The 24,732-nt window shown below is 69.8% G+C and carries 24 protein-coding genes and 1 riboswitch; of the genes, 8 read left to right on the forward strand and 16 right to left on the reverse strand.

All coding sequences use genetic code 11. The features are described from left to right. Positions 1 to 19: 19 nt before the first annotated feature. On the reverse strand, positions 20 to 1,399 hold the full coding sequence (dacB, locus tag ABTW65_RS11580) for a D-alanyl-D-alanine carboxypeptidase/D-alanyl-D-alanine endopeptidase (RefSeq protein ID WP_350660225.1): 1,380 nt from the start codon (positions 1,397 to 1,399) through the stop codon (positions 20 to 22). An 86-nt stretch (positions 1,400 to 1,485) separates the two neighbouring features. Here dacB and ABTW65_RS11585 point away from each other — a divergent pair, with 86 nt between their 5' ends. Further along, positions 1,486 to 1,977 (forward strand): inorganic diphosphatase, encoded by a 492-nt coding sequence (locus ABTW65_RS11585; RefSeq protein ID WP_350660226.1) that lies wholly within the window; start codon positions 1,486 to 1,488, stop codon positions 1,975 to 1,977. Between the two features lie 152 nt (positions 1,978 to 2,129). Here the strand turns inward: ABTW65_RS11585 and ABTW65_RS11590 are convergent, their stop codons facing one another. The 7 genes from ABTW65_RS11590 to ABTW65_RS11620 all read right to left on the reverse strand — a co-directional run bounded on the left by ABTW65_RS11590 (position 2,130) and on the right by ABTW65_RS11620 (position 10,647). Then, positions 2,130 to 2,681 (reverse strand): AAA family ATPase, encoded by a 552-nt coding sequence (locus ABTW65_RS11590; protein WP_350660227.1) that lies wholly within the window; start codon positions 2,679 to 2,681, stop codon positions 2,130 to 2,132. Positions 2,682 to 2,708: 27 nt separating this feature from the next. Continuing rightward, on the reverse strand, positions 2,709 to 3,650 hold the full coding sequence (locus ABTW65_RS11595; protein WP_350660229.1) for a type IV toxin-antitoxin system AbiEi family antitoxin domain-containing protein: 942 nt from the start codon (positions 3,648 to 3,650) through the stop codon (positions 2,709 to 2,711). A 221-nt stretch (positions 3,651 to 3,871) separates the two neighbouring features. Continuing rightward, positions 3,872 to 5,785 carry an acyl-CoA dehydrogenase family protein gene (locus ABTW65_RS11600; protein ID WP_350660230.1) on the reverse strand — a complete coding sequence of 638 codons (1,914 nt, stop codon included), beginning with the start codon at positions 5,783 to 5,785 and terminating at the stop codon, positions 3,872 to 3,874. Positions 5,786 to 5,816: 31 nt separating this feature from the next. Next, positions 5,817 to 6,884: a phosphatase PAP2 family protein gene (locus ABTW65_RS11605; RefSeq protein WP_350660231.1), complete on the reverse strand. Its 1,068-nt coding sequence runs from the start codon at positions 6,882 to 6,884 to the stop codon at positions 5,817 to 5,819. Positions 6,885 to 6,895: 11 nt separating this feature from the next. Then, the gene (locus ABTW65_RS11610; protein ID WP_350660232.1) at positions 6,896 to 7,912 is read right to left on the reverse strand and encodes an ABC transporter ATP-binding protein; all 1,017 of its coding nucleotides are present in this window, start codon (positions 7,910 to 7,912) and stop codon (positions 6,896 to 6,898) included. An 18-nt stretch (positions 7,913 to 7,930) separates the two neighbouring features. Further along, complete coding sequence (locus tag ABTW65_RS11615) at positions 7,931 to 9,589, reverse strand: ABC transporter permease (protein ID WP_350660233.1); 1,659 nt, start codon at positions 9,587 to 9,589, stop codon at positions 7,931 to 7,933. Then, positions 9,586 to 10,647, reverse strand: a complete 1,062-nt coding sequence (locus ABTW65_RS11620; protein ID WP_350660234.1) for a thiamine ABC transporter substrate-binding protein — start codon at positions 10,645 to 10,647, stop codon at positions 9,586 to 9,588. Before ABTW65_RS11620 ends, ABTW65_RS11615 begins: the two co-directional genes overlap by 4 nt. After that, a riboswitch (TPP riboswitch) is annotated at positions 10,644 to 10,752 on the reverse strand. (Overlaps the previous gene by 4 nt.) Before the next feature lie 30 nt (positions 10,753 to 10,782). Between ABTW65_RS11620 and ABTW65_RS11625 the strand changes: the two genes are divergently transcribed. Next, a complete protein-coding gene (locus tag ABTW65_RS11625; RefSeq protein ID WP_350660235.1) occupies positions 10,783 to 11,214 on the forward strand; it encodes a GNAT family N-acetyltransferase in 432 nt (143 codons plus the stop codon). On the opposite strand, the gene ABTW65_RS11630 is transcribed toward ABTW65_RS11625, so the two are convergent. Genes ABTW65_RS11630 through ABTW65_RS11640 form a run of 3 tightly spaced genes read right to left on the reverse strand, consistent with a single transcriptional unit; the run spans position 11,204 to position 13,018 of the window. Next, on the reverse strand, positions 11,204 to 12,256 hold the full coding sequence (locus tag ABTW65_RS11630) for an MBL fold metallo-hydrolase (RefSeq protein WP_350660237.1): 1,053 nt from the start codon (positions 12,254 to 12,256) through the stop codon (positions 11,204 to 11,206). The two genes, ABTW65_RS11625 and ABTW65_RS11630, sit on opposite strands and share 11 nt — an antisense overlap. After that, the gene (locus tag ABTW65_RS11635; protein ID WP_350660238.1) at positions 12,222 to 12,665 is read right to left on the reverse strand and encodes a hypothetical protein; all 444 of its coding nucleotides are present in this window, start codon (positions 12,663 to 12,665) and stop codon (positions 12,222 to 12,224) included. Before ABTW65_RS11635 ends, ABTW65_RS11630 begins: the two co-directional genes overlap by 35 nt. Continuing rightward, positions 12,662 to 13,018, reverse strand: coding sequence for a hypothetical protein (locus ABTW65_RS11640; RefSeq protein ID WP_350660239.1), 357 nt, complete (start codon positions 13,016 to 13,018; stop codon positions 12,662 to 12,664). The genes ABTW65_RS11635 and ABTW65_RS11640 overlap by 4 nt, the downstream gene beginning before the upstream one ends. 16 nt (positions 13,019 to 13,034) lie before the next feature. Here ABTW65_RS11640 and ABTW65_RS11645 point away from each other — a divergent pair, with 16 nt between their 5' ends. Together ABTW65_RS11645 and ABTW65_RS11650 are read left to right on the forward strand one after the other, a co-directional pair. Then, positions 13,035 to 13,808, forward strand: coding sequence for a putative protein N(5)-glutamine methyltransferase (locus tag ABTW65_RS11645; protein ID WP_350660240.1), 774 nt, complete (start codon positions 13,035 to 13,037; stop codon positions 13,806 to 13,808). 202 nt (positions 13,809 to 14,010) lie between these two features. After that, on the forward strand, positions 14,011 to 14,709 hold the full coding sequence (locus ABTW65_RS11650; RefSeq protein ID WP_350660241.1) for a YwaF family protein: 699 nt from the start codon (positions 14,011 to 14,013) through the stop codon (positions 14,707 to 14,709). On the opposite strand, the gene cds1 is transcribed toward ABTW65_RS11650, so the two are convergent. Next, positions 14,673 to 15,773 carry an L-cysteine desulfhydrase Cds1 gene (gene cds1 / locus ABTW65_RS11655; protein ID WP_350660243.1) on the reverse strand — a complete coding sequence of 367 codons (1,101 nt, stop codon included), beginning with the start codon at positions 15,771 to 15,773 and terminating at the stop codon, positions 14,673 to 14,675. The two genes, ABTW65_RS11650 and cds1, sit on opposite strands and share 37 nt — an antisense overlap. A gap of 162 nt (positions 15,774 to 15,935) precedes the next feature. On the opposite strand from cds1, the gene mqo reads away from it, so the two are divergent. Next, the gene (gene mqo, locus ABTW65_RS11660; protein WP_350660244.1) at positions 15,936 to 17,399 is read left to right on the forward strand and encodes a malate dehydrogenase (quinone); all 1,464 of its coding nucleotides are present in this window, start codon (positions 15,936 to 15,938) and stop codon (positions 17,397 to 17,399) included. Positions 17,400 to 17,558: 159 nt separating this feature from the next. Here mqo and ABTW65_RS11665 read toward each other — a convergent pair whose 3' ends face one another. Together ABTW65_RS11665 and ABTW65_RS11670 are read right to left on the reverse strand one after the other, a co-directional pair. Beyond that, the gene (locus ABTW65_RS11665; protein ID WP_350660245.1) at positions 17,559 to 18,911 is read right to left on the reverse strand and encodes an FAD/NAD(P)-binding protein; all 1,353 of its coding nucleotides are present in this window, start codon (positions 18,909 to 18,911) and stop codon (positions 17,559 to 17,561) included. Between the two features lie 194 nt (positions 18,912 to 19,105). Beyond that, a complete protein-coding gene (locus ABTW65_RS11670) occupies positions 19,106 to 19,483 on the reverse strand; it encodes a hypothetical protein (protein WP_350660246.1) in 378 nt (125 codons plus the stop codon). Positions 19,484 to 19,654: 171 nt separating this feature from the next. On the opposite strand from ABTW65_RS11670, the gene ABTW65_RS11675 reads away from it, so the two are divergent. Next, complete coding sequence (locus ABTW65_RS11675) at positions 19,655 to 20,677, forward strand: hypothetical protein (RefSeq protein WP_350660247.1); 1,023 nt, start codon at positions 19,655 to 19,657, stop codon at positions 20,675 to 20,677. Between the two features lie 12 nt (positions 20,678 to 20,689). Here ABTW65_RS11675 and ABTW65_RS11680 read toward each other — a convergent pair whose 3' ends face one another. Then, positions 20,690 to 21,403, reverse strand: a complete 714-nt coding sequence (locus ABTW65_RS11680) for an HNH endonuclease family protein (protein WP_350660248.1) — start codon at positions 21,401 to 21,403, stop codon at positions 20,690 to 20,692. A 117-nt stretch (positions 21,404 to 21,520) separates the two neighbouring features. Between ABTW65_RS11680 and ABTW65_RS11685 the strand changes: the two genes are divergently transcribed. Both ABTW65_RS11685 and ABTW65_RS11690 read left to right on the forward strand, forming a co-directional pair. Beyond that, positions 21,521 to 22,336, forward strand: coding sequence for an S-methyl-5'-thioadenosine phosphorylase (locus ABTW65_RS11685; protein WP_350660249.1), 816 nt, complete (start codon positions 21,521 to 21,523; stop codon positions 22,334 to 22,336). Beyond that, positions 22,333 to 23,379: an NAD-dependent epimerase/dehydratase family protein gene (locus ABTW65_RS11690; RefSeq protein ID WP_350660250.1), complete on the forward strand. Its 1,047-nt coding sequence runs from the start codon at positions 22,333 to 22,335 to the stop codon at positions 23,377 to 23,379. Before ABTW65_RS11685 ends, ABTW65_RS11690 begins: the two co-directional genes overlap by 4 nt. Here the strand turns inward: ABTW65_RS11690 and ABTW65_RS11695 are convergent, their stop codons facing one another. Then, on the reverse strand, positions 23,380 to 24,723 hold the full coding sequence (locus ABTW65_RS11695) for a hypothetical protein (RefSeq protein WP_350660251.1): 1,344 nt from the start codon (positions 24,721 to 24,723) through the stop codon (positions 23,380 to 23,382). It lies immediately after the preceding gene. Between the last annotated feature and the right edge of the window lie 9 nt (positions 24,724 to 24,732).

Here is a 24,732-nt window from a genome sequence, read left to right on the forward strand (position 1 = left end):
CGACCGTATCCGACCGGACCTATGCCGAGCATCGACACGTCGCGACCGCCGTGATCGCGTCGTCGAGGGCGTCGCGTACGTCCAGGGTCTGCTCGGGCTTGAACCCGTCGGCCATGAGTACGACGACGAACGGCGTGCCGCGGGCGTCGATCGCGATGCCGGAGAGCCCGGAGACGCCGGTGAGGGTGCCGGTCTTCGCCCGGACGCGGCCGCGACCCGGCTCGGCGTCGAAGTTGAACCGCCGCGAGAGCGAGCCGACCCAGCCGGCGACCGGAAGGCCGGTCATCGCCGGGGCGAGCTCGGGGCGGTTGGGGCTGGCGGCGGTCTGGAGCGTGCTCACCAGCAGTGTCGGCGGGATCAGGTTCTCCCGGGAGAGGCCAGAGCCGTCGCGGAGGACCAGGCCGGTGGTGTCGATACCGAGGTCCTTCAGCGTGGCCGTGATCGCCGCGGTGGAACCGTCGAACGTCGGGGCGCCGGCCGCGAGCCCGACCTGCCGGGCGAGCACCTCGGCGAGCTGGTTGTCGCTGTGCTGCAGCGTGTATTCGACGATCTCGCGCAGGGTGTCGCCCTGGCGTACGGCGAGCTGGGTGCCCGCCTTCGTCCCCCTCGCGGGCTTCCCGCTGACCTTGATCCCGTGCTTGACCAGGGCCTTCTTGAACTGCTCGGCGGCCTGCATGGACGGGTCCCGGCTGTAGCCCGACGACTGGGAGCCGCCGTGGTCGACCAGCAGCGCGGTGATCCCGCCGACCTCCTCGCCCAGATAGGTGCGTCGCCAGGTGGGACTCAGCGTCGGGCCACCGAAGAGAGTGTCGTCGTAGGCGAGGGTCACCGACTTGGTGGTGCCGAGCTCCCGGGCCGTCTCCGCGGCGAGGTCATCGAGGTCGCTGGTACTGAGAGATGCGTCACCTCCACCGACCAGGGTCACGGTGCTCCCCTGGAGCGTGGTGCTGGTCTCGAACCTGCGCTCCGAGCCGTACGCCTCCAGCACCGCCACGCTGGTCAGCACCTTCGTGACGCTCGCCGGGGTCGCGGCCCCGGAGCCGTGGGTGACCAGCGGCGCGCCCTCGAGCGGCGCAATCGCCGCCTTGAGGTGCTTGCCGAGCCGCTTGTCGCCGACCATCCCCCGCATCACCTGCTCCAGCGCGGCCTGATCAGGCTTTCCGGGGGCTCGCGTCTGCTCGCCCGCGACCGCCGCGGGGCTGACCGCGGCGATGCTCAGCGGGGCCGGCGGAGGGGTCGGCGCGACGTTGCCGCGGGCATAGCGCGCCCAGCCCAAGGCGTACGCCGCGGCCGCCGCGCCCACCAGCAGCGCGAGCACCAGCGGCAGCACGACCACGAGCTTTCCGCGGCCCTCCTCCGGCTCCTCGGAAGGCCACTTCGGCGCGCTTTGGGGCTCCACGGATATCCTCCTCGATGCCGGGTCTGACGCTGATCGATGTCAGACTGTCCGGCATTCCGTTTTTGGGTTTGTCTGGAGGCAGAGAAGTGACGCAGGAGTTCGACGTACTGATCGAGGTCCCCAAGGGATCCCGCAACAAGTACGAGGTGGACCACGAGTCGAACCGGCTTCGACTCGACCGCGTGCTGTTCACCTCCATGATGTACCCCGCAGACTACGGCTACATCGAGGACACCCTCGGTGGGGATGGTGACCCGCTCGACGCGCTGGTGCTCACCCCCTACCCGCTCTTCCCGGGTGTGCTGGTCGAGGCCCGCCCCGTCGCGATGTACGTCATGGAGGACGAGCAGGGCCAGGACGAGAAGGTCCTCTGCGTCCCCTGCGACCCCCGCTTCGACCACATCCAGGACCTCGCGGACGTCGACGAGTGGACGCTCAACGAGATCAAGCACTTCTTCGAGCACTACAAGGACCTCGAGCCCGGCAAGTCCGTCAAGGGCTCCGACTGGGTCGGCAAGGCCGCCGCGGAGTCGGAGATCGCCGCCTCCATCGACCGGTTCAAGAACACCGCTCACTGAGGCTTGTTGCCTGCTGACCGAGGCGATGTCCTGGGCTTGTCGAAGGGTGACTCGGTCGGGCGGGCGCGAATGTTGACCGAGGTAACTCGGTCGAGTGTCGCTTCCTTCGTGGAGTTCCACGAAGGAAGTGTTCGTTCACCGAGGTAACTCGGTCAGCATTCACCGAGCGCGGCATGCAACGAGTCGTACGCTGCGTCAACCTCGCCCGCGACGGTCGGAAGGACCTTCGTCGCGGGGCGTTGGGCCACCAGGTCGGCGAGCTTGGAGGCGTACGCACGGAGGTGCTCGTCGCCACCGGACTCCGCCACGATCTCCCTCACGATCGGATGCCAGGGGTCGTTGCCGTCATCGCGTCGATGGAAGCGGCGTAGCGCGTCGTCCTCGACGGCCTCGAGCATGACTTCTACGAATTCGGCGCCGGCGTCGTGCGCCGCCCGCTCGAAGCGTTGGAGCTCGCTGACTCGGGCGAACAGCTGTGGAAGCACGACGTCGCCGGACTCGCTGAGGTAGCCGCGGATCAGCCCGAGCGCCGCAGGCCGGATCCGTGCGCCGGCGCCGATGAAGTCGTCTCTCCATCCGCTGATGAAGGTACGCAGCAGATCGATGTCACACATCAGCGTGCCGGGGTGGTCGGCCGCGAAGCGCCTGGCGAGCGTCGATTTTCCTACCCCGGGCATTCCGTTGATGAGGATCAGCCTGGCCACGTGGCCAGTCAACCACCCCGTGGGTGTTCAGCTGGCGATTCGCATCCGGGACTCGATCCGAGCCAACGTCCGCCGGGGAGCGTCGAGGTCCTCCCAGATGAAGCGCACGAATCCGTAGTCGGTGATCTCTCGGATCTCGTCCTCGCGCCGCTTCTCCTCGAACACCGCGTCGCTGGGTGACTGGCCGGGCTTGAGCAGCTTTCCGTACTTGACCTTGCCGTCGAACTCGCCGAATAAGCGGAACTGGGGCCATGCCCAGTCGACGATGCCGACCAGCAAACCGTCCGCGCGGTAGACCGGCACCTGCAGCTGCGGACGCGGCAGACCTCCGACGCGGAACAGCCACAGGCATCGCGACTCCCCGATCGATCCCGACAACGGATCAGCGTGTGCGACAGCGGCCCCGAGCGGATGACTGAAGGGCCACTGATTCATCCGCTTGTATTCGGCGACCAGCTCTTCCTTCGTGAATGCCTTCGCTCGAAGACCGGCATCGAGAATGCACTGAGTGACCTCGTCGTTGGCCTGGAGGCTCGTCTCCAGCGCGCATCGCACCGCAGGCAGCGTACGCAGCCCGTCGCGTGTCTCGATCTCGTCCTCCCCGACGACACCCAGGTGATGGACGACGTCTCCCTCGAGCGGCCTTCCGGCACGATCGAGCCTGGTCACGTGCACCTTGGCGAGGTCCACACCCCACAGGTCGATCCCGTGAGCGACCATGCCGGACACGTGGCTCAGAGCGATCTTGCCGCCCAGCGAGCGCTGCACGGCTCGGGCACGTACGCGGTGTCGTCCGACCGGGTCCAGCGCTGCCCACTCGTCGGCGAACACGTATGCCCCGCGTCTGATCCGATGCCATGCGCCCTGGCGGACGACACCAGTGATCTCGCGGTCTGCGTAGCCGGCGTTCTTGGCTTCGCGGCGGGTGAAGAAGCCTTCGGTGGCGGTGATGATTCGTAGTGGGTCCATGCGTCCAGGGTTCGTCCCCACGCCGATGTTTCCGACCAGATATCGGCCGGCTGTGGATAACCCCGACCCGAACGCCACCTGTGGATAGTCAGCGGCCCGCTTTCGCGTGGGCGCCGAGTGGATGCTCACCGAGGTACCTCAGTGGCTGCCCGCTTACCTCGCGGAACTCCACGAAGTAAGCGACACCCGACCGAGTTACCTCGGTGAGCATCCACCGCCCCTCAGCCGAGCAGGTCCTTCGACCGCAGCAGCTCCTCCGGCACACCGAAGCCGTCGACGAGCAGCCTTGCATCCGGACGCAGCTGGCGGCAGAGGCGGTTGACCTCGGCGGTGATGGCCTTGGAGCGCTCGGAGGAGAGGCGGCCGTGCTCCATGAACCAGGCGCGGTCGGCCTCGATGACCGAGAGGGCGCTGAGGTCGCAGAGGATGTCCATCAGGTCGCGTACGGGACCCTCGGGGAGCCCGCGGACCTTCTCGCGGAACGCCTCGTGGATCAGCCGCTCCACGTGCGCGTGAGCGACACCGATGACGTGGTCCTGCACGGTCGAGAAGACCGCCCCCGGCTCGCGCCCGGCCTTGACCCCCGACTGCAGGCGGCGGGCGACGCCGGCGAGCATGTGCTCCTCGCGGAAGCGCAGCATCGCCAGGTGGTAGTCGGAGTCGAGGATGTCGGGCTCCCGCTCCCCGGCGATCGGAACGACGTCGCGGACCCGCTCGAGCAGCTTGTGCACGGCGGTCCGCTCCAGGACCGTCTCGACGGCGAGACCGGCCACGAAGCGGACCAGATCGAGCTGGTCCATCTCCTCGAACTCGCCGGAGTAGTTGGTGAGCAGCCCCTTGGCGACCAGCTGCAGCAGCACGGTGTTGTCGCCCTCGAAGGTCGTGAAGACGTCGGTGTCGGCCTTCAGGGCCGCGAACCGGTTGGCGGCCAGGTAGCCCGCTCCGCCGCAGGCCTCCCGGCACTCCTGGATCGTCCGGGTCGCGTGCCAGGTCGCCAAGGCCTTGGTACCGGCCGCTCGCGACTCGAGCTCGCGCCGGGCGTGCTCGGAGGTTGCGACGCCAGAGAAGACATCGTGCAGATCGTCGCGTACGACCTCCTGCGCGAAGCGCAGCGCGTAGGTCCGCGCGACGAGCGGCAGCAGCCGCCGCTGGTGCTGGCCGTAGTCGAGGAGCAGGGACTCCTCGGCGTCCGAGGACGCCTCGAACTGCCGCCTCCGCAGCGCGTAGCGGACCGCGATCGTCAGCGCGACCTCCGATGCCCGGATCGCGGCGCCGCCGACCGAGACGCGTCCCTGCACGAGCGTGCCGAGCATGGTGAAGAAGCGCCGCCCGGCCGACTCGATCTCGGAGACGTACTCGCCGGCCTCGGTGACGTCCGCGAAGCGGTTCAGGAGAGACGTACGCGGCACCCGCACGCCGGAGAACCACAGCCGTCCGTTGTCGACGCCGTTGAGGCCCATCTTGGGTCCGTCGTCCTCGATCCGGACCCCGGGAGCGGGCGCGCCGTCGACCCGGATCGGCACCACCAGAGCATGGACCCCGCGCTCCTCGCCCCCGACCACGAGCTGGGCGAAGACGACCGCGAGCTCACCGTGGGCCGCGGCGTTGCCGATGTAGTCCTTGTACGCATCCTCGCGGGTCGTCTCGATGACGAACTCCTGCGCAGCCGGATCGTAGGTGGCCACGGTCCCCACCGCGGCCACGTTGGACCCGTGGCCGTGCTCGGTCATCGCGAAGCAGCCGAGCAGGCGCCCGGAGACGATGTCGGCGAGATAGCGATCGTGGTGACGCGCGGTCCCGAGCTGCAGGATCGCGCCGCCGAAGAGCCCGAACTGCACGCCCGACTTCACCAGCAGCGACAGGTCGCCGCCGGCCATCTCCTCGAAGGCGGCGATGGAGGCGCCGACGTCACCGCCCCCGCCGTACTCCTTCGGGAACCCGAGCCCGGTCAGACCGGTCGCGGAGACGTCGAGGAGCACCTCCCGCACTCGCTCGCGATACTCCGGCCGGGGCAGTTCCTCGACCTCGTCGAGGAAGTCGGCGCGCGCGATCAGGGACTTGCGTACGTCCTCCCGGACTCCCGCGTATCGCCCGTCGAGAAGTGCGGTCAGTGAGGCTGCATCGATGGCGGTCACGCCACCACCCTAAGCCGAGAGGGGGCTCGGATCAGGTCAGCTCGTGGGCGACCTTCGACTCGCGGTCGGCGATCTCGTCGGACTCCGCGACAAGCCGGCGTACGCCCTTGCGCTGGAACTTCTGGCCTGCCGCCAGGCCGCCGAAGTAGTAGGCGACGAGAGCGATCATGCAGCCCGCGATGTCGTCAGCGAGGTAGTGCCAGCCGAAGTAGACGGTCGCCACGACGGTGATCCCGAAGTTGATCCAGCCGGCCCAGCGGGCGATCTTGTTGTTGATCGTGGCCTGGATCATCAGCGCCACCAGCAGGGTGATGCCGCAGTGCAGCGAGGCGAAGCCACCGACCGACTGCACCACGTTGGCGTCGACGTCGAAGAGGACGTGTTGCCTGGTGAAGACCAGCGATTCCATCAGTGTGCTCGCCGGTGTCTCGGGGAGGTCGGCGTAGAGATAGGGGTACTGCAGGCCCGGACCGACCGTCGGCAGGCAGTAGTACGAGACCGTGCCGAGGATCCAGGCGATGCACTGCGAGCTCACGAACCAGTAGCCGTAGGCGAGGTTGCGCGACCACACCAGCCAGCCGGCGACGGCGAACGGCACCAGCGGCAGGAACCACATGTAGATGTAGGAGAGGAACCACGCCACCCAGCCGGTGCCGAGGAGGTCGTGGAGCAGGATCGCCGGGTCGGCACCGAAGAGCACCGCCTTGTCGATCAGATGGAGCTCGTGGTCGAACTCGTAGGTCTCCGGCACCACGAACGGCAAGAACGACTTGAGGTTTCGGTAGCAGACGTAGACCAGGTAGAAACAGACGATGCCCATCGCCACGAGCGTCAGCCGCTCACGGGTCCAGTGGGTGCGGACCCGTTCCTTGAAGATCGGCCCCATGTCCTTCCACTTGAACTTCGCCATCCACAGCGTCCGTGGCACCAGGTCGACGAGGAGCGCAGCTCCGACGAGGAGGGGGAGGCGGAGCCAGGACGGTCCGAGGAAGCCCTCCGGGTCGAGCATGCGCTTGTCGACGATCTGCGCGGTCACGACTGCGATCAGGCCGAAGATCAGCGCGCTACTGACGAGGAAGATCTGAGCGCGGCGATACATAGCCGTTAAGTTTAAATGGCGGGTGGCCGCTCTGCCGATTCGGGGACAACAGATTCTGGGACGGCCAGCCGATTCGGCTCGACCCTCAGCGCGACCGACTCCCCCGGCGCCGGCGCCGAGTCGGCGACGGCGTCGACCTCACCGACATCATCGAGACGTACGACGAGCCGGTGCAGCTCCGGCGTAGCCCTGGCCGAGACCACGGTGCCGGTGAGCGGGCCGTCCGGATCGGCGACGAAGGCGGAGCGGCGCAGCGCCACCGCGCCGGCCGGTGCCATCCCAGCAGCCTTCAGGACCGTGTACGCCGCCGGCCCCTCGAGCACGCGGGCGTACCCAAGGAACAGGGCAGCCCAAGTGTCCGTAGGTCTCGCCCACACCTCCCGCAGGGTCCCCTGCTGCACCAGGTGACCGTCGCGCAGGAGCGCGATCCGGTCGGCGACCGCGAAGGCCTCCTCCTGGTCATGGGTGACCATCAGCGCGGTGGTGCCCGCCTCGTGCAGGATCCGTCGCAGGTCGCCCGCAAGCCTCTCCCGCAGCCCGGCGTCGAGGGCGGAGAGCGGTTCGTCGAGGAGCAGCAGCCGCGGTTCGACCGCGAGCGCCCGCGCGAGCGCGACCCGCTGCCGCTCGCCGCCGCTCAGCGTGCCCGGGAGGCGGTCCTGGTAGCCGCCCAGGCCGACGAGCTCCAGCAGGTCGGCCACCTTCTTCGTTCGCTCGGCGGCCGGGATGCGGCGCAACCGCATCGCGTAGGCGACGTTGTTCGCGACGCTGAGATGCGAGAACAGCTGCCCGTCCTGGAACATCAGCGCGAAGCCACGCTTGTGCGTCGGCACCCCGCGCAGCTCCCGCCCGTTCCAGCTGATCTCGCCCGTCGCCGGCTCCAGCCCGGCCACGGCCCGCAGCAGCGTCGACTTCCCCGACCCCGACGGCCCGAGCAGCGCCAGCACCTCTCCGTCCGCCAGCTCCAGGCTGACGTCCGAGACGGCCGCCTTCCCGTCGTACGCCACCGACACCTCACGCAGCGACAGCATCGCAACCTCGATCCTGGTTCACAGTGCTCCGATCGAAGGGACGCGGAGACGCTCGACGAGGAGCATCACGACGGCGGTGGCGGCGGCGAGGACACAGGCGGCGGCGAGGGCCATCCCGTAATTGTCCGAGCCCGGTCGGGACAACAACCGCAGGATGACGACGGGGAGGGTGGGGCGCTCCTCGCGGACGAGGAAGGACGTCGCACCGAACTCCCCCAGCGATGCCGCGAAGGCAAACCCGGAGGAGGCGAGGAGCGGCTTCCAGATGGCAGGTACGTCGACGGTCATGACCGCGCGCAACGGCCCGGCACCGAGCCCGGCAGCGGCCTGCCGGAGCCGGTCGTCGACCGACCCCAGGACGGGCACCAGGGTGCGTACGACCAGGGGCAACGCGACCAGAGCCTGGGCCAGCGGCACCAGCCACGGCTCGTCGCGGAAGTCGAGCGGGGCCGACCCGAGGGTCAGGTAGAGCCCGAGCCCCAGCGTGACGGCACTGACCCCGAGCGGCACCATGAACAGCCCGTCCAGGACCGAACGCACCCGCCGCTCGGCCACCGACCGGGACCGGCGCGTCACCGCGAACGCGACCAGCAGCCCGAGGGTCAGCGCGACCAGGGAGGCCTGCACCGCGACCGCCAGGGAGGTCATCAGCGCGGTCGTGACCGGTACCGGCAGCGGCGGGTCGAACCCGGGAGTCTGCAGGGCCGTGTAGTTCCGGAGGCTCCACCGGTCATCGGCGCGCAGAGATCCGAGCAGCAGGGCGAGCAGCGGCCCGGCGACCAGCAGGACCAGCACCGACGTCGACAACAGTGCCGGAAGGTCCCGCATCGAGACCCGCCGGCGGCGTACGACGACCCGGGACTGCGCGGGATCCGGCACCGAACGCAGCCGGCCGGCCACGACCAGCAACCCGATGACGACCAACAGCTGGAGCACCGACAGCACCGCGGCGCCGGGAAGGTCGAACAGGGTGAAGGTCAGCTTGTAGATCTCGGTCTCGATGCTGTTGTAACGCACCCCGCCGAGGGTGAGCACGATCCCGAACGCGGTCGCGCAGAAGAGGAAGACCACCGACGCCGCGGAGACGATCGCGGGACGCAGCGCCGGCAGGGTGATCGTCAGGAGGACCCGTGCCGGCGAGGCGCCCAGCGCGGCAGCAGCCTCACCGGGACGCGGGTCGAGCGACTCCCAGGCCGCCCCGACCGCGCGGATCACCACCGAGGCGTTGAAGAAGACCAGCCCGAGGATGATCGCGGTCGGCGTACCGTCGAGCCCCAACCCAGCCAGCAGCCCGGCCTCGCCGATGAGCTCGCGGAAGGCGACCCCGACCACGACGGTGGGGAGCACGAACGGCACCAGCAGCCCCGCCCGGATGACCCGCTGGAACGGAAAACTCAGCCGATGGAGGGCGAACGCGGCCGGCAGCCCGAGCGCGACGCTCAGCACCGTCGCCAGCCCCGAGGACCACAGCGTGAACCAGAGCGCCCGCTGGATCTCCGGGCGCCCCACGACCCTGGTGATGACCGAGGGATCGAAGGATCCTTCGAAGAACAGTCCGCGCTGCACCATCCCGATGACCGGCAGGACGAAGAAGACCGCCAGCACGGCCACCGGGAGGGCGGCGAGCGCGACCAGGGTCGCGATTCGCCGGATCACAGCGCGACGGGTGGAGCTCACTGCGCGATCGTGTCACTCCAGGTCGCCAGCCACGTCTCCCGGTTCTCGTCGATCTCCTCAGGCTCGACGGAGAGCGGCTCGGTGGGCTGCTGAGCGAACTTCGCCCAGTCGGCGGGCAGCTCGACGCCGGAGGACACGGGGAACACGTACATGCTCTCCGGCAACGCCCCCTGCACGCTGTCGGAGAGCATGAAGTCGATCAGCGCCTGAGCGCCTTCGGGGTGATCGGCGCCCTTGAGCACGCCGGCGTACTCGACCTGCCGGAAGCAGGTGTCGAGCAGTGCCTTGGTCGTCGACTTTCCGTCCTTGACGGTGAAGGCCGGCGAGGAGTCGTACGACAGGACGATCGGTCGCGTCCCCTTGCCGCCGCCCTGGGTGAAGTCGGAGTAGTAGGCCTGGTCCCAGCCGTCGACGACCTTGGCGCCGTTGTCCATCAGCTTGCCCCAGTAGTCCGCCCAGCCGTCCTCGCCGTACTCGGCGATCGTGGCCAGCAGGAACGCCATCCCCGGCGTCGAGGTCGCCGCGCCCGGGGTGACGAAGAGATCCTTGTACGCAGGCTCGGCCAGGTCGTCGAGCGACTCCGGCGGCGTCAGCTTCTTCGCCGCGAACCACTCGGTGTCGATGTTGACGCACACGCTGCCGTTGTCGACCGGGGTGAGGAAGTGCTTCTCGTCCCCCGGGAGGTTGAACTCGTCGACACCCGCCGGGACGGTCTCCGGCGTGTAGGCCTCCAGCGCCCCCTGGTCGATCGCTCGGCTGGCGAAGGTGTTGTCGACGCCGAAGACCGCGTCGCCGTCGGGGTTGCCGGTGTCCATGGCGATCTTGGTGGTCAGCTCGCCCCCGTCGCCCGCGTGCCGGATCTCGGCGGTGTAGCCGGTCTTCTCGGTGAACTCGGCCAGCACCTCCTTCGGCAGCGTGAAGCTGTCGTGGGTCAGCAGCACGACGGTCTTGTCGTCGGCGCCGCTCGACGGCTTGGCGTCCGGCTCGGCGGGGCTGCCGCCGCACGCGGACAGCAGCAGAGCGGAGATAGCAGTGGCAGCGATGGCAGGCGTACGCATGCGCATTTCTGACTCCCTTCGCCGGTATCAACCGGAGCAGGTTCGGAGGGTCTGCGGCGCTGTTCGCCGCACTCTCAGGCCTTCCGGCCTCCCCTGTCTGTTCCCGCCAACACTACTGGTTGCGAGAATCCACCCATGACCGACGTCGCCATCTCGTCCTTCGACGAGCTTTCCCCCAAGACCGCGTACGCCCTGTGGCGGCTGCGCCAGGACGTCTTCATCGTCGAGCAGGACTGCCCGTACCCCGATCTGGACGGCCGCGATCTCGAGCCCGGGACGCGTCACGTGGTGCTGAGCGACGGCGACCAGCTCGCCGGCACCGCCCGCATCCTCGACGACGGCGACGTGTGGCGGATCGGCCGCGTCGTCCTCGCTCCCACCCACCGCGGCAAGGGTCTGGCCGACGTGATCATGAAGGCAGCCGTCGAGGCCCTCACCGACCGCGACGTCGTCCTCGACGCTCAGACGCCGCTGGCCGGCTGGTACGCGAAGTTCGGGTTCGTGAAGGACGGCGAGGAGTTCCTCGAGGACGGCATCCCGCACACCCCGATGCGGCTCACTCGCTGACGGGGGCGAACAGGACGCTCGCCTCGGTCTCCTCACGGGTTGCCTGACCGCGGGCGGCCAACAGCTCGAGGTGGGCCTTGGTCTCCATGACCGCGAGGCCGGCGTTGAAGAAGTCGAGCTCGGCGAAGGCGCGCTCGTGGCGGGTCCAGCCGAGGTCGTTGGCGACCTCGAGCGCGGAGCGGCGACCGGCACGCAAGGACACCAGCGACTGGGCGAGTCGTGACTCGTGGTGGGCCAGGAGCTCGTCGACGCGGGCGTGCGACGACGAGGCGACCGGGCCGTGAGCAGGGAGAAGACGCAGGTCAGGCAGGGTCCGGACCTTGGTCAACGAGGCCATGAAGTCGCCCAGCGGGTCGATGACCGGCACCGGCTCGAATCCGATCGACGGCGTGATCGTGGGCAGCACGTGGTCGCCGGCGAAGAGGACCGAGCCGGCCAGATCGGCATAGACGTAGTGGCCCTGGGTGTGCCCAGGGGTGTGCACGGCATCGAGGTCGCGGCCGGCCACATCGAGGCGTACGTCGCCCTCGAGCCATCGGTCGGGCATCCGCCAGTGAAAAAGATCAGGCAGGGGCGGCGGGTTGGCCGCCCACTCCGCGGCCAGCTCGTGCGCACCGGCGTGGGCGAGCAGCCGGTCGGTCGAGACCCAGCCGTCGAGGTCGCCGTTGGTGAGCTCGAGCGTGGGCCGGTCGCCGGCGCCGAGCAGCACGTCCGCGCCGAACTCCTGACCGAGCACCGAGGCGAGCGTGTAGTGGTCGCGGTGCACGTGGGTGACGAGGAAGCGCCGGATGTCGCCGAACTCGAAGCCGAGCTTCTTCAGCCCGGACTCGAGCGCCTCACGTCCCTCGGTGATCGCCCAGCCACCGTCGACCAGCGAGAGCCCGTCGTCGCCCTCGAGGACGTAGATGTTGACCGCCTTGAGCCCGTCCATCGGCAGCGGCAGCGGGATCCGGTGCACGCCGTCGGCGACCGTCCATGCGCCCGGAGCGGACCAGTGCTCCCCCGAGTCAGGCGAGATGGCGGTGGCTGTCGACTGACTCATCGGTCTCCTTCGGGTTGACCTTCCAGAGCCAGAGCAGACCCAGGATCGGCAACAGGGCAGGAACGAAACCGTATCCGCTCCCGAACTTCGACCATACCGATGCGTCCGGGAACCAGGACGGGACGGCCAAGGAGAGGACACCGACGACCACGACACCCGCCAGCTCGATCCAGAGCATGATCTTCGCGAACCCAGCCGACCCGTTGGCCGCCCGGCGGATCGCGAACCAGCCCGCGACGTACGTCGCGGCGGCGACCACCGAGAGCGAGTAGGCGATCGGGGCCTCGTCGAAGGCGGTGAAGACCTGCACCAGCGACCGGGCGCCCGCGGCGAGCACGAAGATCGCGTAGACGGTCAGCAGCACCAGGTGCGGACCGGAACGAGTCTTGGCGGGCGAGGTCGCGGTCACCGGACCATCATGACGCGTACGGCCACGACGCCCGTCGCCAGGGCAGCCGCCGCGATCACGCCCGAGGACCAGGTCGAGCGGTCCGTACGCATCGTCTGCAGAGCGAGCGGCATCAGGCACACCAGCGCGCCGAGGTAGCCCAGGAAGGTCGACAGCGACTCCGGCTTGCGCCCGCCCGACCACGCCGCCAGCGCGCCGACCGCGAGCACGACCGCCAGGATCTCCAGCATCCACGCGACCTGGTCCAGCCACTTCGGCCGGGGCGCCTTCAGCACCACGCCGAGCACGGCCGCGATCGTCACGAACGCGGCGTATCCGGCCACGATAATTCCGATCAGGGTCACGGCGTCCACGTGCCAATCTTCTCCAATGACCTCCACATCTCCCGATCCGGGGCTCGTCGCCCGGCTCCGCACCGCCGGCTGTGTCTTCGCCGAGGACGAGGCGGCCCTGCTCGAGTCCGCCCCGGTCTCCGCCCAGGAGCGCGAGGAGATGGTCGTACGCCGCGTGGCCGGCGAGCCGCTGGAGCTCATCCTGGGCTGGGCCGAGTTCTGCGGGCTCCGGATCCGGGTCGCGCCGGGGGTGTTCGTGCCCCGGCAGCGCTCGGCGCTGATGGTCGAGCTCGCCTGCCGTACGGCCGAGCCAGGCGCCGTCCGGAAGGTGCTCGATCTCGGCTGCGGGACCGGAGCGCTGGGCGCCGCCATCGCGGCACGTCTCCCGGACGCGGAGGTCTGGGCCACCGACATCGACCCGGCGGCGGTCGAGTGCGCTCGCGAGAACCTGCCACCGAACCGCGTGCTCCTCGGCGACCTCTACGACCCGCTCCCCCACGACCTCGAGCTCGACGTGATCGTGGCCAACGCTCCCTATGTGCCGAGCGACCAGATCCGGAACATGCCGCCCGAGGCGCGCGACCACGAGCACCACGTCGCCCTCGACGGCGGCGCGGACGGGCTCGACGTCCAGCGCCGCGTGATCGAGCAGGCCCCGAAGCATCTGGCCCCCGGCGGCGTACTCGTCATCGAGTCCGGCCAGGAGCAGGCGCCCGTCACCGCGAGCCTGATGCGCGAGCAGGGGCTCGTCGCGGAGATCCATCACGACGAGGACCTCTACGCGACCGCGGTGACCGGAACGGCCCCCTGAGAGCACCGAAAAGCGAGGCGTCCCTCTGATTGCACACCACCCCCGCAGTGTGCATTCAGAGGGACCGCCACACCACCCTCGGTGTGGAGAGGTCGTCCACCCCCCACCGGTGGACGACCTTCTCGCCGATGAAACGGGCCACCCGTGGATCCATGACGCGGGTTGGGAAGAATTTTTTCGAGAATCCGGTCAGACTTCCGATATGCAGGCTTACGGTCTGACCCACCTGGTGCCGTTGTCCCTGCTCACAGCGGGGATCGTGGCTGTCGTCTGGCTGGGCAGACGGCAGCGGGCCGAGGCGAAGCCGTCGAGATTCTCACGGGGATTCGCGCTCGCGATCCCGCTGACGACGATCCCGCTGCAGGCCCACGAGTGGGTCACCGACTTCGATCTCTTCATCGATCTGCCGATCCATCTGTGCGACCTGGCGTGGGTCGCGGCGGCGTTCGCGCTGTGGACCCACCATCCCTACCCGACCGCACTGACCTGCTTCTGGGGTCTCACGCTGACCACGCAGGGCGTCTTCACCCCGGACGTGATGGACTTCCCGGACGTCAGCTACTTCACCTTCTGGGGCCAGCACCTGATGATCGTGCTCGCCGCGGTCTACCTGATCTTCGGGCTCAAGCTGCTACCGAAGTGGCGCGACTACGGCTGGGCGGTCGCCACCACGGCTGCGTGGGCTGCCGTGGCGTACGTCCTCAACCTCGTCCTCGACGCCAACTACGGCTACCTGCGCTTCAAGCCGGAGTCGGGCTCGATGCTCGACCTGCTGGGGCCGTGGCCGGTCTACATCCTCAACGAGATCCTGATCGTCGCCGGTGTGTGGGCGCTGCTGACGCTGGGCCTGCGGATCTGGGCGCGTCAGGACGGGTCGACGAGGACGCCGGTGCGCTCGTAGTTGGCGAGAGCCGAGGCGTACGGCGCCAGGTCGATGCCCTTCTCGCTCACCCAGCCGTCGTCGTAGTAGGACGAGCGGTAGCGCTCCCCGGAGTCGCACAGCAGCGAGACGACGCTGCCCTCAGTGCCGGCCTCCGCCATCTCGCGTACGACACCCAGCGATGCCCAGACGTTGGTGCCGGTCGAGGGGCCGACCGAGCGGCCCATCCGGGCCGAGAGCCAGCGCATCGTCGCGATCGACGCCGCGTCGGGGACCTGGACCATGTCGTCGACGACCCCGCCGACGAAGGACGGCTCGACCCGCGGCCGGCCGATCCCCTCGATGCGCGACGGCATCCCGGTGGCGTAGTCGGAGGTGTCCGTCTCCCAGCCGCCGTAGAACGCGGAGTTCTCCGGGTCGGCGACCATCAGCTTGGTGGGGTGGCGGCGGTAGTGGAGGTAGCGGCCGATCGTCGCCGAGGTGCCGCCGGTGCCGGCCGAGACGACGATCCAGGTCGGCACCGGGTGTCGCTCCTGCGACATCTGGTCGAAGATCGACTCGGCGATGTTGTTGTTGCCGCGCCAGTCGGTGGCCCGCTCGGCGTAGGTGAACTGGTCCATGTAGTGGCCGTCGCACTCGCGGGCGAGGCGCTCGGCCTCCGCGTACATGTCGGGAGCGCGGTCGACGAAGTGGCAGCGGCCGCCGTGCCACTCGATCAGGCGCACCTTCTCCTCCGAGGTCGAGCGCGGCATCACCGCGACGAACGGCAGCCCGAGGAGGCCGGCGAAGTAGGCCTCCGAGACCGCGGTGGATCCGGAGGATGCCTCGACGACCGTCGAGCCCTCGTGGAGCCAGCCGTTGCAGACCGCGTAGAGGAACAGCGACCGGGCCAGGCGGTGCTTCAGCGAGCCGGTGGGATGGACCGACTCGTCCTTCAGATAGAGGTCGACACCGCCGCTCGAACCGTCGCGGACGGGGAGCGGAACGACGTGCAGATGGGTGTCGGCCGAGCGCTGCGCGTCGGCCTCGACGCGGCGTACGGCTTCGTCGATCCAGGCGCGATGGGAGTCAGAGAGGCGGGGCACCTGGCGAGCGTAACTCCACCCTGATCTGTCCCCGGCATGTGCGGTGAGCCACAATGACGGACGGAAACACGATCGGGTCCGGGCAGTGAAGTTGCCCACAAGTTAGACCGATCTAAGGACCCCGATTAACCATTGCGGCCCCAAAAGCGAGACAAAAGACCTGTGGACGAACCTCTTGACGTAGTGCTGATCGGCGGCGGCATCATGAGCGCCACCCTGGGTGTGCTCCTCCAGGAGCTGGAGCCCAGCTGGTCCATCAAGCTGATCGAGCGGCTCGACTCGCTCGCCGTCGAGTCCTCCGGCCCGTGGAACAACGCCGGCACCGGTCACTCCGCGCTGTGCGAGCTCAACTACAGCCCGCAGAACGCCGACGGCTCGGTCGACATCTCCAAGGCCGTCAACGTCAACGAGCAGTTCCAGCTCTCCCGTCAGCTGTGGTCCTTCCTGGTCGAGAACGGCCGCATCCCGGACCCGGACAAGTTCATCCACACCGTCCCGCACATGTCCTTCGTGTGGGGTGCCGAGAACGTCGACTACCTCCGCAAGCGCTACGAGGCGCTGTCGGTCCACTCGCTCTTCGGCGGGATGGAGTTCAGCGAGGACCCCGAGGTCATCAGGGGCTGGGCGCCGCTGCTGCTCGAGGGCCGCTCGGCCAAGTCGCTCGCCGACGAGCCGATCGCGGCGACCTGGACCAACGCCGGCACCGACGTCGACTTCGGCTCGCTCACCTCGATCCTGACCAGCACGCTGGTGGACAAGGGCGCCGACCTCGAGACCGGGTCCGAGGTCACCGACCTGCACCAGACCATGGACGGCTTCTGGCACGTCTACGGCCGCAACGAGACCGGGAAGTACCACCTGCGTTCCCGGTTCGTCTTCGTCGGTGCCGGCGGCTACGCGCTGCCGCTGCTGCAGAAGGCCGCGATCCAGGAGATCCGTGGCTTCGGCGGCTTCCCGGTCTCCGGTGAGTTCCTGCGTACGTCCAAGCCGGAGCTCGTCTCCCAGCACCGCGCCAAGGCCTACGGCAAGGCCGCCGTCGGCGCTCCGCCGATGTCGGTGCCCCACCTCGACACCCGTTACGTCGACGGCGAGACCCACCTGATGTTCGGTCCGTACGCAGGCTGGAGCCCGCGCTTCCTCAAGACCGGCTCGCTCACCGACCTGTTCCTCTCGGTGCGTCCCCACAACCTGCTGCCGATGCTGCGGGCCGGTCTGACCAACATGGATCTCACCGTCTACCTGGTCAAGGAGCTGCTGCGCTCCCCGCGCAAGAAGTTCGACGACCTCCTGGACTTCTTCCCCGCCGCAGACCGCAAGGACTGGGACCGGATCATCGCCGGCCAGCGGGTGCAGGTCATCCGCCCCGACGGCGTACTCCAGTTCGGCACCGAGGTCATCACCGCCGAGGACGGCACCATCGCCGGTCTGCTCGGCGCCTCCCCCGGCGCCTCGACCGCCCCGGCGATCATGGTCAACGTCCTGCGCCGCTGCTTCCCCGACCGCTGGGACGGCTGGCAGCCCCAGCTCAAGACGATGATCCCGGCCACCGGTCCCGAGCTCAGCGCCAACCCCGAGCTCGCCGCCGAGACCTTCGCGCGCACCGACCGCCAGCTCCACCTGGGCTGAGCAGCGCCTCCGCTGGTCGAGCCGCGAGGCCGCCTGCGGCCGAGCGTGTCGAGACCAACACAGTCCTATCGAGCGCGGACAGGGTCGTGTTGGTCTCGACACGCCTCCGCCTAGCGGCTCCGGCGGCTCGACCAGCGGTTGGCTCGACCAGCGGGGCGGTCAGCTCGTGAGGTGGGCGGCTACAGCTGCTGCCTGTCCGCGGATCTCGGGGATGGCGGTGGCCTCGTAGAGCGCACCCTTGCAGGGCGGGCCGACGGTCAGCAGGTTGGGTACGACGCTGCCGTCTGCTCCGATGACGTGGCCGTCCTCGGTGACGTCGATGCCGAGGCGGAGGGGGTCGGGGGCGATCAGGCCGCGCTTCTGGAGCGCGAGCAGGAGCGGGTTGTCGGTGCGGGTGATGTCGGGTGAGGGGCCGGTGCAGTTGATCACCGCGGTGACCTCACGGTCGCCGTCGGCCAGGGAGACGACCGGCTGCTCGGCAGTATCCGTTCGGCAGCCGAGCACTCCGCCGCCGAGGATCTCCAGGCGGCCTTCGGCCCGGTAGGCGTCTAGGAGGGCGGCGATGCGCGGAGCCATGCGGTGGCGGCGTACCTCCCACTCGCGGGCGTAGACCTCGCGGAAGCGACGGCGCTCCGGCTCCGCGAGGCGGCGCCAGATCGACTGGGTCGGACCACGGAGGCCGTCGATGACGGCACGCCAGTCGACGCCGAGGCCTGCTGCGTACTCGATCTGGTCGCGTACGAGGGCGGCGATGCCGTCGGCGGTCAGCGGTCCGTCAGGGACCGGGGTCACCCACGAGGTGAACTGGTCGTCGACGTGGGGGTTGGGGACCAGGCCGTGGCGGCTCACCATGATCACCCGGCGGTCCGGGGCATCGTCGAGGAGCGTGACGGTCGTGTCGACGGCGGTCAGGCCGGTGCCGACGACGAGCACGGTCGCGTCGACGGGCAGGGCGCTGATCCGGGCCACGTCCCAGGGGTCCGACAGGTTCCACGGCGCCTCGGGCAGTCCGGCCAGCGGCTGGGGCGGCGGGTTGCCGTAGGCGAGGACGACGGCGTCGGCGACATGCCCTTCATCGTCGTCGCTGGTCAGGACCCGGAAACCGGCACCGACCGGCTCGACGTCGATGACCGTCTCCCCGACCGTCTCCAGCGTGCCTGCACCGGCCTCGGCCGCGTGAGCGAGCCGGTCGCGCAGGTAGCGCGCGTAGTCGCGCCGGGGCAGGAAGTCGATCGGGCCGAGCTCGATGCCAGCCTCGGCCGCCCAGTCGAGCAGGTCGTCCCGGTCGTCGGGGAAACCCGACATGTTGTTGGCCCGGACGTTGAGGAGATGGCGGCCGTCGGTGGTCGAGTAGGCCACGCCATAGCCGGCCTCTCCCCGCGACTCGAACAACGTCACCGACGCTCCGCGGCGAAGCAGATTGATCGCGGTCAGCGTGCCGCTGGCTCCTCCTCCGATGATCGCCACCGTCGGGGTGGAGGTCGGCGTGGGCGGCGCGGCATCATTCGTCACCCGCACAGGCTAGCTACCGTATGCCACCAATTTCAGTGCTATTACCCCACTTTCGCCGACGCGGCGCATCTGTCCCGTGCAGCACGGTCGAGTCGGCGCATCTGTCCCACGGCACCGGAAAGCACCCAGACCACCCGGGACATTCACGCCGACTCGGTGCTGCGAGATGGGACAGTTGCGCCGAGTCGGCATTGTCAGCAGGCTTCCCGCAGGCGCGGGATCCTAGGGATGCCGCCGAGCCGCTTGTTGTAGCGGACGTTGTCGGAGTAGCCCTCCAGGAGCGTCCACAGCGCCTTGTGGGCCGGCCACGGGATGGCCTCGCCGGGGAACGCCCAGGTCGAGCCGAAGCCGATCCAGACCGGGACCCAGTCCTTGGCGCAGTCCCACTCGCCCCGCTTGGACATCAGCATCCGGTGGCGGACCTGGAACGCGAGCCGCTGACCGTCCTTCACGATCGGCGCCGCGCACACCCGCCACAGCGGCATGTCGAGCGACATCAGCTCGATCTCGATGTCGCCCAGAACGCGCGGGTCCACCAGGACCGTAGCGACGTTCTCATGCGGGCGCCTCATGAACATCACGCTAGCGGCGAGCACCGACAAGCGTGGCTGGATCCGCCAGGAGCGAACACCGCGACCGGATTCGCCACCCCACCGGACAAGACGTACGCCGCGGGCCTATCATCCCTCCCAATCTCGATCGGGCAGGGAGGCCCGAGTGGAGGATCGAGGAAGGACCCTACGTTGGCACCCCCGAGGCAGCCCAGAACGGGCGAAGAAGCCGAGAAGTACGCCGCGGAGCATCTGCATACCCTCGGCTGGCCCGACGCCGCCCCATCAGGCAGCACCACGGCAGCCGACGTCGACATCATCGGCGGCCGGCCGGACAACGTCGTGGTCGCGCAGGTGTTGCTCACCCGCTCACGGACCGAGGCGCGCAGCGTCTGTGCCGTACGCGGCGCGGGCTACGCCTACGACGCCCGGACGGTCGCGCTGTTCAGCCGCGCGGGCTACACCACGGACGCGGTCGAGTGGGCCGACCGGGTCCGGGTCGCGCTCTTCGAGTTCGCGGCCGACGGCTCGATCCGGACGCACGGGAAGCACGCTTCCGAGCTGGTCACCACCGCCACGGCTCCGGCGCCGACCTCGACCCTCGGCCGGGCGCCCGAGCCGGCCCCCGGGCGGCACATCGACTCCACCCGCACCGGCAGCTTCAACTTCACCTCGAAGATCCCCGCGATCAGGCCACGCCGGAGGGCAGCGGAGAAGCCGGCTGACCAGCTCACCCCAGATGTCGCCGCGGATATCGCTCCGAGTGTCACACCGGGTGTCGCTCCGGAGGCGACCACGACGACCGTCGAGAAGATCGCCGGCCCGCTGACCGGCCAGGTCCCGGCGTACTCGACCATGAGCATCCCGAAGGCACCGACCCCGCCGTCAGGTGAGCGCTGGGTTCCGGACGGCCTCGGGCCGATCCTGGACGCGATCGCCCGGGTCTCGCAGCTGCCCGTGGTGCTCGTTCTGGGCTCGGAACGGCGGGCCGAGTGGGTGCGGCAGACCTTCCAGGTCGGCACGATCACGGTCACCGACGAGAGCGTGCTGCCGATGCTGCTCTCGCTGGTGACGGGCCGGGAGTCGCAGTACGAGAGCGGCGAGTCCTATCACAAGGTCAACGGCCTCAAGCCCCAGGGCGAGCGGGCGCTGGAGTCCTGGCGGGCGTGGGAGGCGTACGACCGCGCGATGGCCATCTATCGCCGGGCGGTCTGACCCTCAGGCCGCTCAGCAGTAGCCGAGCATCTCCCCGAGTGTCCGTCGCTCGCTGTCGTCGACGGCGAGCGACCAGCGCGTCTTGGTCTCGATCCAGCGGGCCGCGTACGCACACTGGAACCCCTTCCGCGGACGCCAGGCCGCCGGGTCGTCGTCGCTCTTGCTCATGTTGGTCGGGCCGTCGACGGCGAGCAGGTTGCCCAGGTCGTTGGCGAAGACACGGCGCCGGTCCGGGGACCAGCCGCCCGCGCCGGAGCGCCAGGCCTCCGAGAGCGGAACGACGTGGTCGATCTGGATCGCCTGGGCCTGCCCGGGCTCCTTCAGGTCAGTGAAGACCAGGCGTCTGCCGGTGTAGGGGTCGACCCACGTCCCGGCGAGCACGTCGTGGTCGCACCTGCCCTGCGGCCGGGTCCGCACCTCGACGGCGTCGCGCAGGAGCACGTCGTCGCGCTGGTTGCATCCGTTGCCGTCGGTGTCCGCCCAGCTCCCGCCGAACGACGAGCGGACGTAGGCAGCCGGCCCCTCCGGTCGCCTCGCGACCGTCGCCAACGCCGCGAGATCACGGCGCGCCCCGGACACGTCGACCGGCCCCGGTGAAGGCTCCGCGGTCGCCACCGGCGGCGTACGTCGGGACGCCGGCGCCTCCTCGGGCAGCCAGAACGAGACCGCCCAGCCGGCGACCGCCAGCAGGACGACCAGCGCTCCCAGCGACGTACGTCTTCCCACGGCATCGGATTGTGCCCGCGACCACCGACATCGATCCGACCCACCGCAGGTATTACCGAACGATGACGGATGGGCCGGGCCCTGTCGCCCCGGGGTCAGCGCTGGCACAGTGAAGGCATGACTGTGCTGGACAGCGGACAGGCACCCCGCGCCGAGGTCGGGGTCATCGGCGGGACCGGGCTCTACGAGTTCTTGACCGATGCCGAGGAGGTGGCCGTCGAGACCCCTTATGGCGACCCCTCCGCGCCGGTCACGGTGGGCACCGTCGCCGGCCGGTCGGTGGCCTTCGTGCCCCGCCACGGCCGCGCGCACGAGTACCCGCCGCACGCCATCCCCTACCGGGCCAACCTCTGGGCGTTGAGGTCGCTCGGCGTGACCCAGGTGCTCTCCCCCAGCGCCGTCGGCGGTCTCCGGGCCGATGCCGTGGCGACCGGTGACCTGGTCACGCCCGACCAGCTCGTCGACCGCACCTGGCGCCGGATCCCCAGCTACGTGGAGAGCGGCGCCACCCACGTACCTCTCGCCGATCCCTACTGCGCGCGGATCGCCAAGGCGTACGCAGCCTCCGACCCGTCCGTGAAGGTCGGCGGCACGCTCATCGTGATCGAGGGTCCGCGGTTCTCGACCCGCGCGGAGTCGATCCACCATGCCGCTCAGGGCTGGACGCTGGTCGGGATGACCGGCGCCCCGGAGGCGGCGCTCGCCCGGGAGCTGCGGATGTGTTACGCGCCGTTGTGCCTGGTCACCGACATGGACGCGGGTGCGGCCGAGGGCGAGGGCGTCGACGAGGACGATGTCTACGCGCTCTTCGCGGCCAACCTGGAGCGGATGCGGACCATCCTCGCCGACACGATCGAGGGCCTGCCCGACCCGGCCGGATGCTCCTGCTCGACCTGGGCCGAGGGCAAGACCCTCGCCTACGAGATCCCATGAGGGTCCTGCTGACCGGGTCGGCCGGTTTCATCGGCACCGCGATCGGCCGGGTGCTGGAGGATGCCGGTCACGAGGTCGTACGCGTCGACGTGCTGTTGCCGATGGCCCACGGCGAGGCGGCCGAGGCGCCGTCCGGGACGAACCTGCTCGACGTACGCGACGCCGGCGGCTGGGGCGACCTGCTGGACGGCATCGACGCGGTCTGCCACCAGGCCGCGGTCGTCGGTGCCGGGGTGACTGTGGCCGATCTCCCGCTGTACGCCGCCCACAACGACCTCGGCACCGCCGCGCTCCTGGCCGCGATGAGCGCGCACGGGGTCTCCCGGCTGGTGCTCGCCTCCTCGATGGTCGTCTACGGCGAGGGCCGCTATGTCTGCGAGACCCACGGTGACCGGGTCCCGCCGCCACGCTCGCGGGCCGCGCTCGACTCCGGCGACTTCGAGAACCACTGCGACCTCTGCGGCGGCGCACTGACTTGGGCGGCGGTGGCCGAGTCGGCCCGGCTGGACCCGCGCAGCTCGTACGCAGCCAGCAAGGTCGCCCAGGAGCACTACGCCTCCGCGTGGGCCCGTCAGGCCGACGCGACCGCGATCGCGCTGCGCTACCACAACGTCTACGGGCCACACATGCCCGCGGACACGCCCTACTCCGGGGTCGCCGCCATCTTCCGGTCCTCCCTCGAACGCGGCGAGGCGCCGCAGGTGTTCGAGGACGGCGGCCAGCAGCGCGACTTCGTCCACGTCGACGACGTCGCCCGGGCCAACCTGGCGGCGCTGGAGGCGACCGCCGAGCGGTCACGCGGGGAGCTGGCGGCCTACAACGTCGCGTCCGGGCATCCAGTCACGATCAGCGAGGTGGCGTCGTTGGTCGCGCGCGGAACCCAGTCGGAGATGGCGCCGGTGGTCACCGGGCGCTACCGGATCGGGGACGTACGCCATGTCGTCGCCTCCCCGGAGCTCGCGGAGAAGGAGCTCGGCTTCCGTGCCGAGGTGCTGCCGGAGGTCGGTCTGCCGGCTTTCGCCACCGCGCCGCTGCGGTCCTAGTCACCAGCTCGTATAGAGCAGGTGCTGGACGAGCAGCGCGGTCAGGAGCTGCAGTGCCAGACCCGGCCGTCGCCAGCGCTCGGGCAGAAGGGCGCAGCCGAGGGTGAGCCAGGGCATGAACGGCAGCCAGATCCGCTCCACCTCCGCCCGGCTCATCTGGGAGGCGTCGGCGAGGGCGATCATGATCACCGCGGCCGCGACCAGCACGACGATCACCCGGTCGGCCTGCTCGCGGCGCGCTGCCCAGGTGGCCCCGAGCCCCGCGCCGACGAGCGGCCCGGCGCTGATCGCGAGTGCGGCCAGGTTTCCCCAGGTCCAGTAGGCGCCCGGACGCTGGCTGGCCAGCCCGTCCCAGTAGCGATCGACCAGCACGGGATACGCCTCCCACCAAGCGAAACCGCCGGCGGCGAAGGTGAGGACGACCGCGAGCGCCGACGCCGCCGCGACCGGCAGCGCCCACCAGTTTCGACCGAGCCAGAGCACGGCCAAGGCGAGGACCCCGGTGAGCGGGAGGCCGTACGACATCATCACGACGTAGCCGAGGATCAGGCCGGCCAGGACCGCCCAGGGCCAGCGGCTGCCTCCTCCAACTGGCTCCCGGGTCGGCGAGGCCAGGGCCAGGCAGCACATCCCCCAGGCGACCGCGACCGCCATCACCGCATCGGCCGAGACGGCCAGGAACACCGCACTCGGCGACAGGACCAGGTACGGCGCCGCCGCTCGTGCCGCCTCCTCTGCACCGAGGACCCGGACCGTCGTCATGACCGCCAGCGGCAGGGTCGCGGCGAGCGCGATGACGACCAGGCCCGCGGCGAGGTCTCCACCGAGACCGACCTTCACCAGGAGCACGAAGAAGAGCACCATCCCGGGCGGGTGCCCGGCGATGTGGACCGGCCAGTTCCCCTCCGGGGCGTCGTAAGGGATCCGGGAGACGTACTCCCGCAGCAGCCCCGGGACGTCGTCGACCGCCCTGGCCGTCTGGAGGTACTCCGTCCGGTTCCCCAGCACCCGCGAGATGCCCTCGGGGCCGTCCACCAGCGCCAGCGCCAGCAGCCAGACCAGCCCGGCGGCGTACGCGACCAGGAGCAAGCGCCGCCACGGCAGCCGTCTCGCCATCGGGTCGGCCCAGCGCAGCGACGCGAGCGCGAGCAGAACCGCGGGAATCGTGCCGATACCCACCTTGACCTGCGGATATCCGTGGAGCGGAGGGAACGTGCCGTGGTTGAGGTGCACGCGCGGCCACACCTGCCAGTCGAGCAGGGGCGGCACGACGACGGCCGTCACGATGAGCACGACCGTGACGGCGAGCCCCACCATGGCGGCGCGGTGAGCTGAGGAGTTCACGACTGCGAG

It is taken from the genome of Nocardioides sp. NPDC127503, assembly GCF_040302165.1.
In the GTDB taxonomy this organism is placed as follows: Bacteria; Actinomycetota; Actinomycetes; order Propionibacteriales; family Nocardioidaceae; genus Nocardioides.

Coding starts and splice junctions, on each gene's coding strand:
- ABTW65_RS11595 (WP_350660229.1), bottom strand. CDS start 3,650: ATGGACCCACTACGAATCATCACCGCCACCGAAGGCTTCTTCACCCGC.
- ABTW65_RS11605 (WP_350660231.1), bottom strand. CDS start 6,884: ATGTATCGCCGCGCTCAGATCTTCCTCGTCAGTAGCGCGCTGATCTTC.
- ABTW65_RS11610 (WP_350660232.1), bottom strand. CDS start 7,912: ATGCTGTCGCTGCGTGAGGTGTCGGTGGCGTACGACGGGAAGGCGGCC.
- ABTW65_RS11620 (WP_350660234.1), bottom strand. CDS start 10,647: ATGCGTACGCCTGCCATCGCTGCCACTGCTATCTCCGCTCTGCTGCTG.
- ABTW65_RS11625 (WP_350660235.1), top strand. CDS start 10,783: ATGACCGACGTCGCCATCTCGTCCTTCGACGAGCTTTCCCCCAAGACC.
- ABTW65_RS11630 (WP_350660237.1), bottom strand. CDS start 12,256: ATGAGTCAGTCGACAGCCACCGCCATCTCGCCTGACTCGGGGGAGCAC.
- ABTW65_RS11645 (WP_350660240.1), top strand. CDS start 13,035: ATGACCTCCACATCTCCCGATCCGGGGCTCGTCGCCCGGCTCCGCACC.
- ABTW65_RS11650 (WP_350660241.1), top strand. CDS start 14,011: ATGCAGGCTTACGGTCTGACCCACCTGGTGCCGTTGTCCCTGCTCACA.
- ABTW65_RS11670 (WP_350660246.1), bottom strand. CDS start 19,483: ATGAGGCGCCCGCATGAGAACGTCGCTACGGTCCTGGTGGACCCGCGC.
- ABTW65_RS11685 (WP_350660249.1), top strand. CDS start 21,521: ATGACTGTGCTGGACAGCGGACAGGCACCCCGCGCCGAGGTCGGGGTC.
- ABTW65_RS11690 (WP_350660250.1), top strand. CDS start 22,333: ATGAGGGTCCTGCTGACCGGGTCGGCCGGTTTCATCGGCACCGCGATC.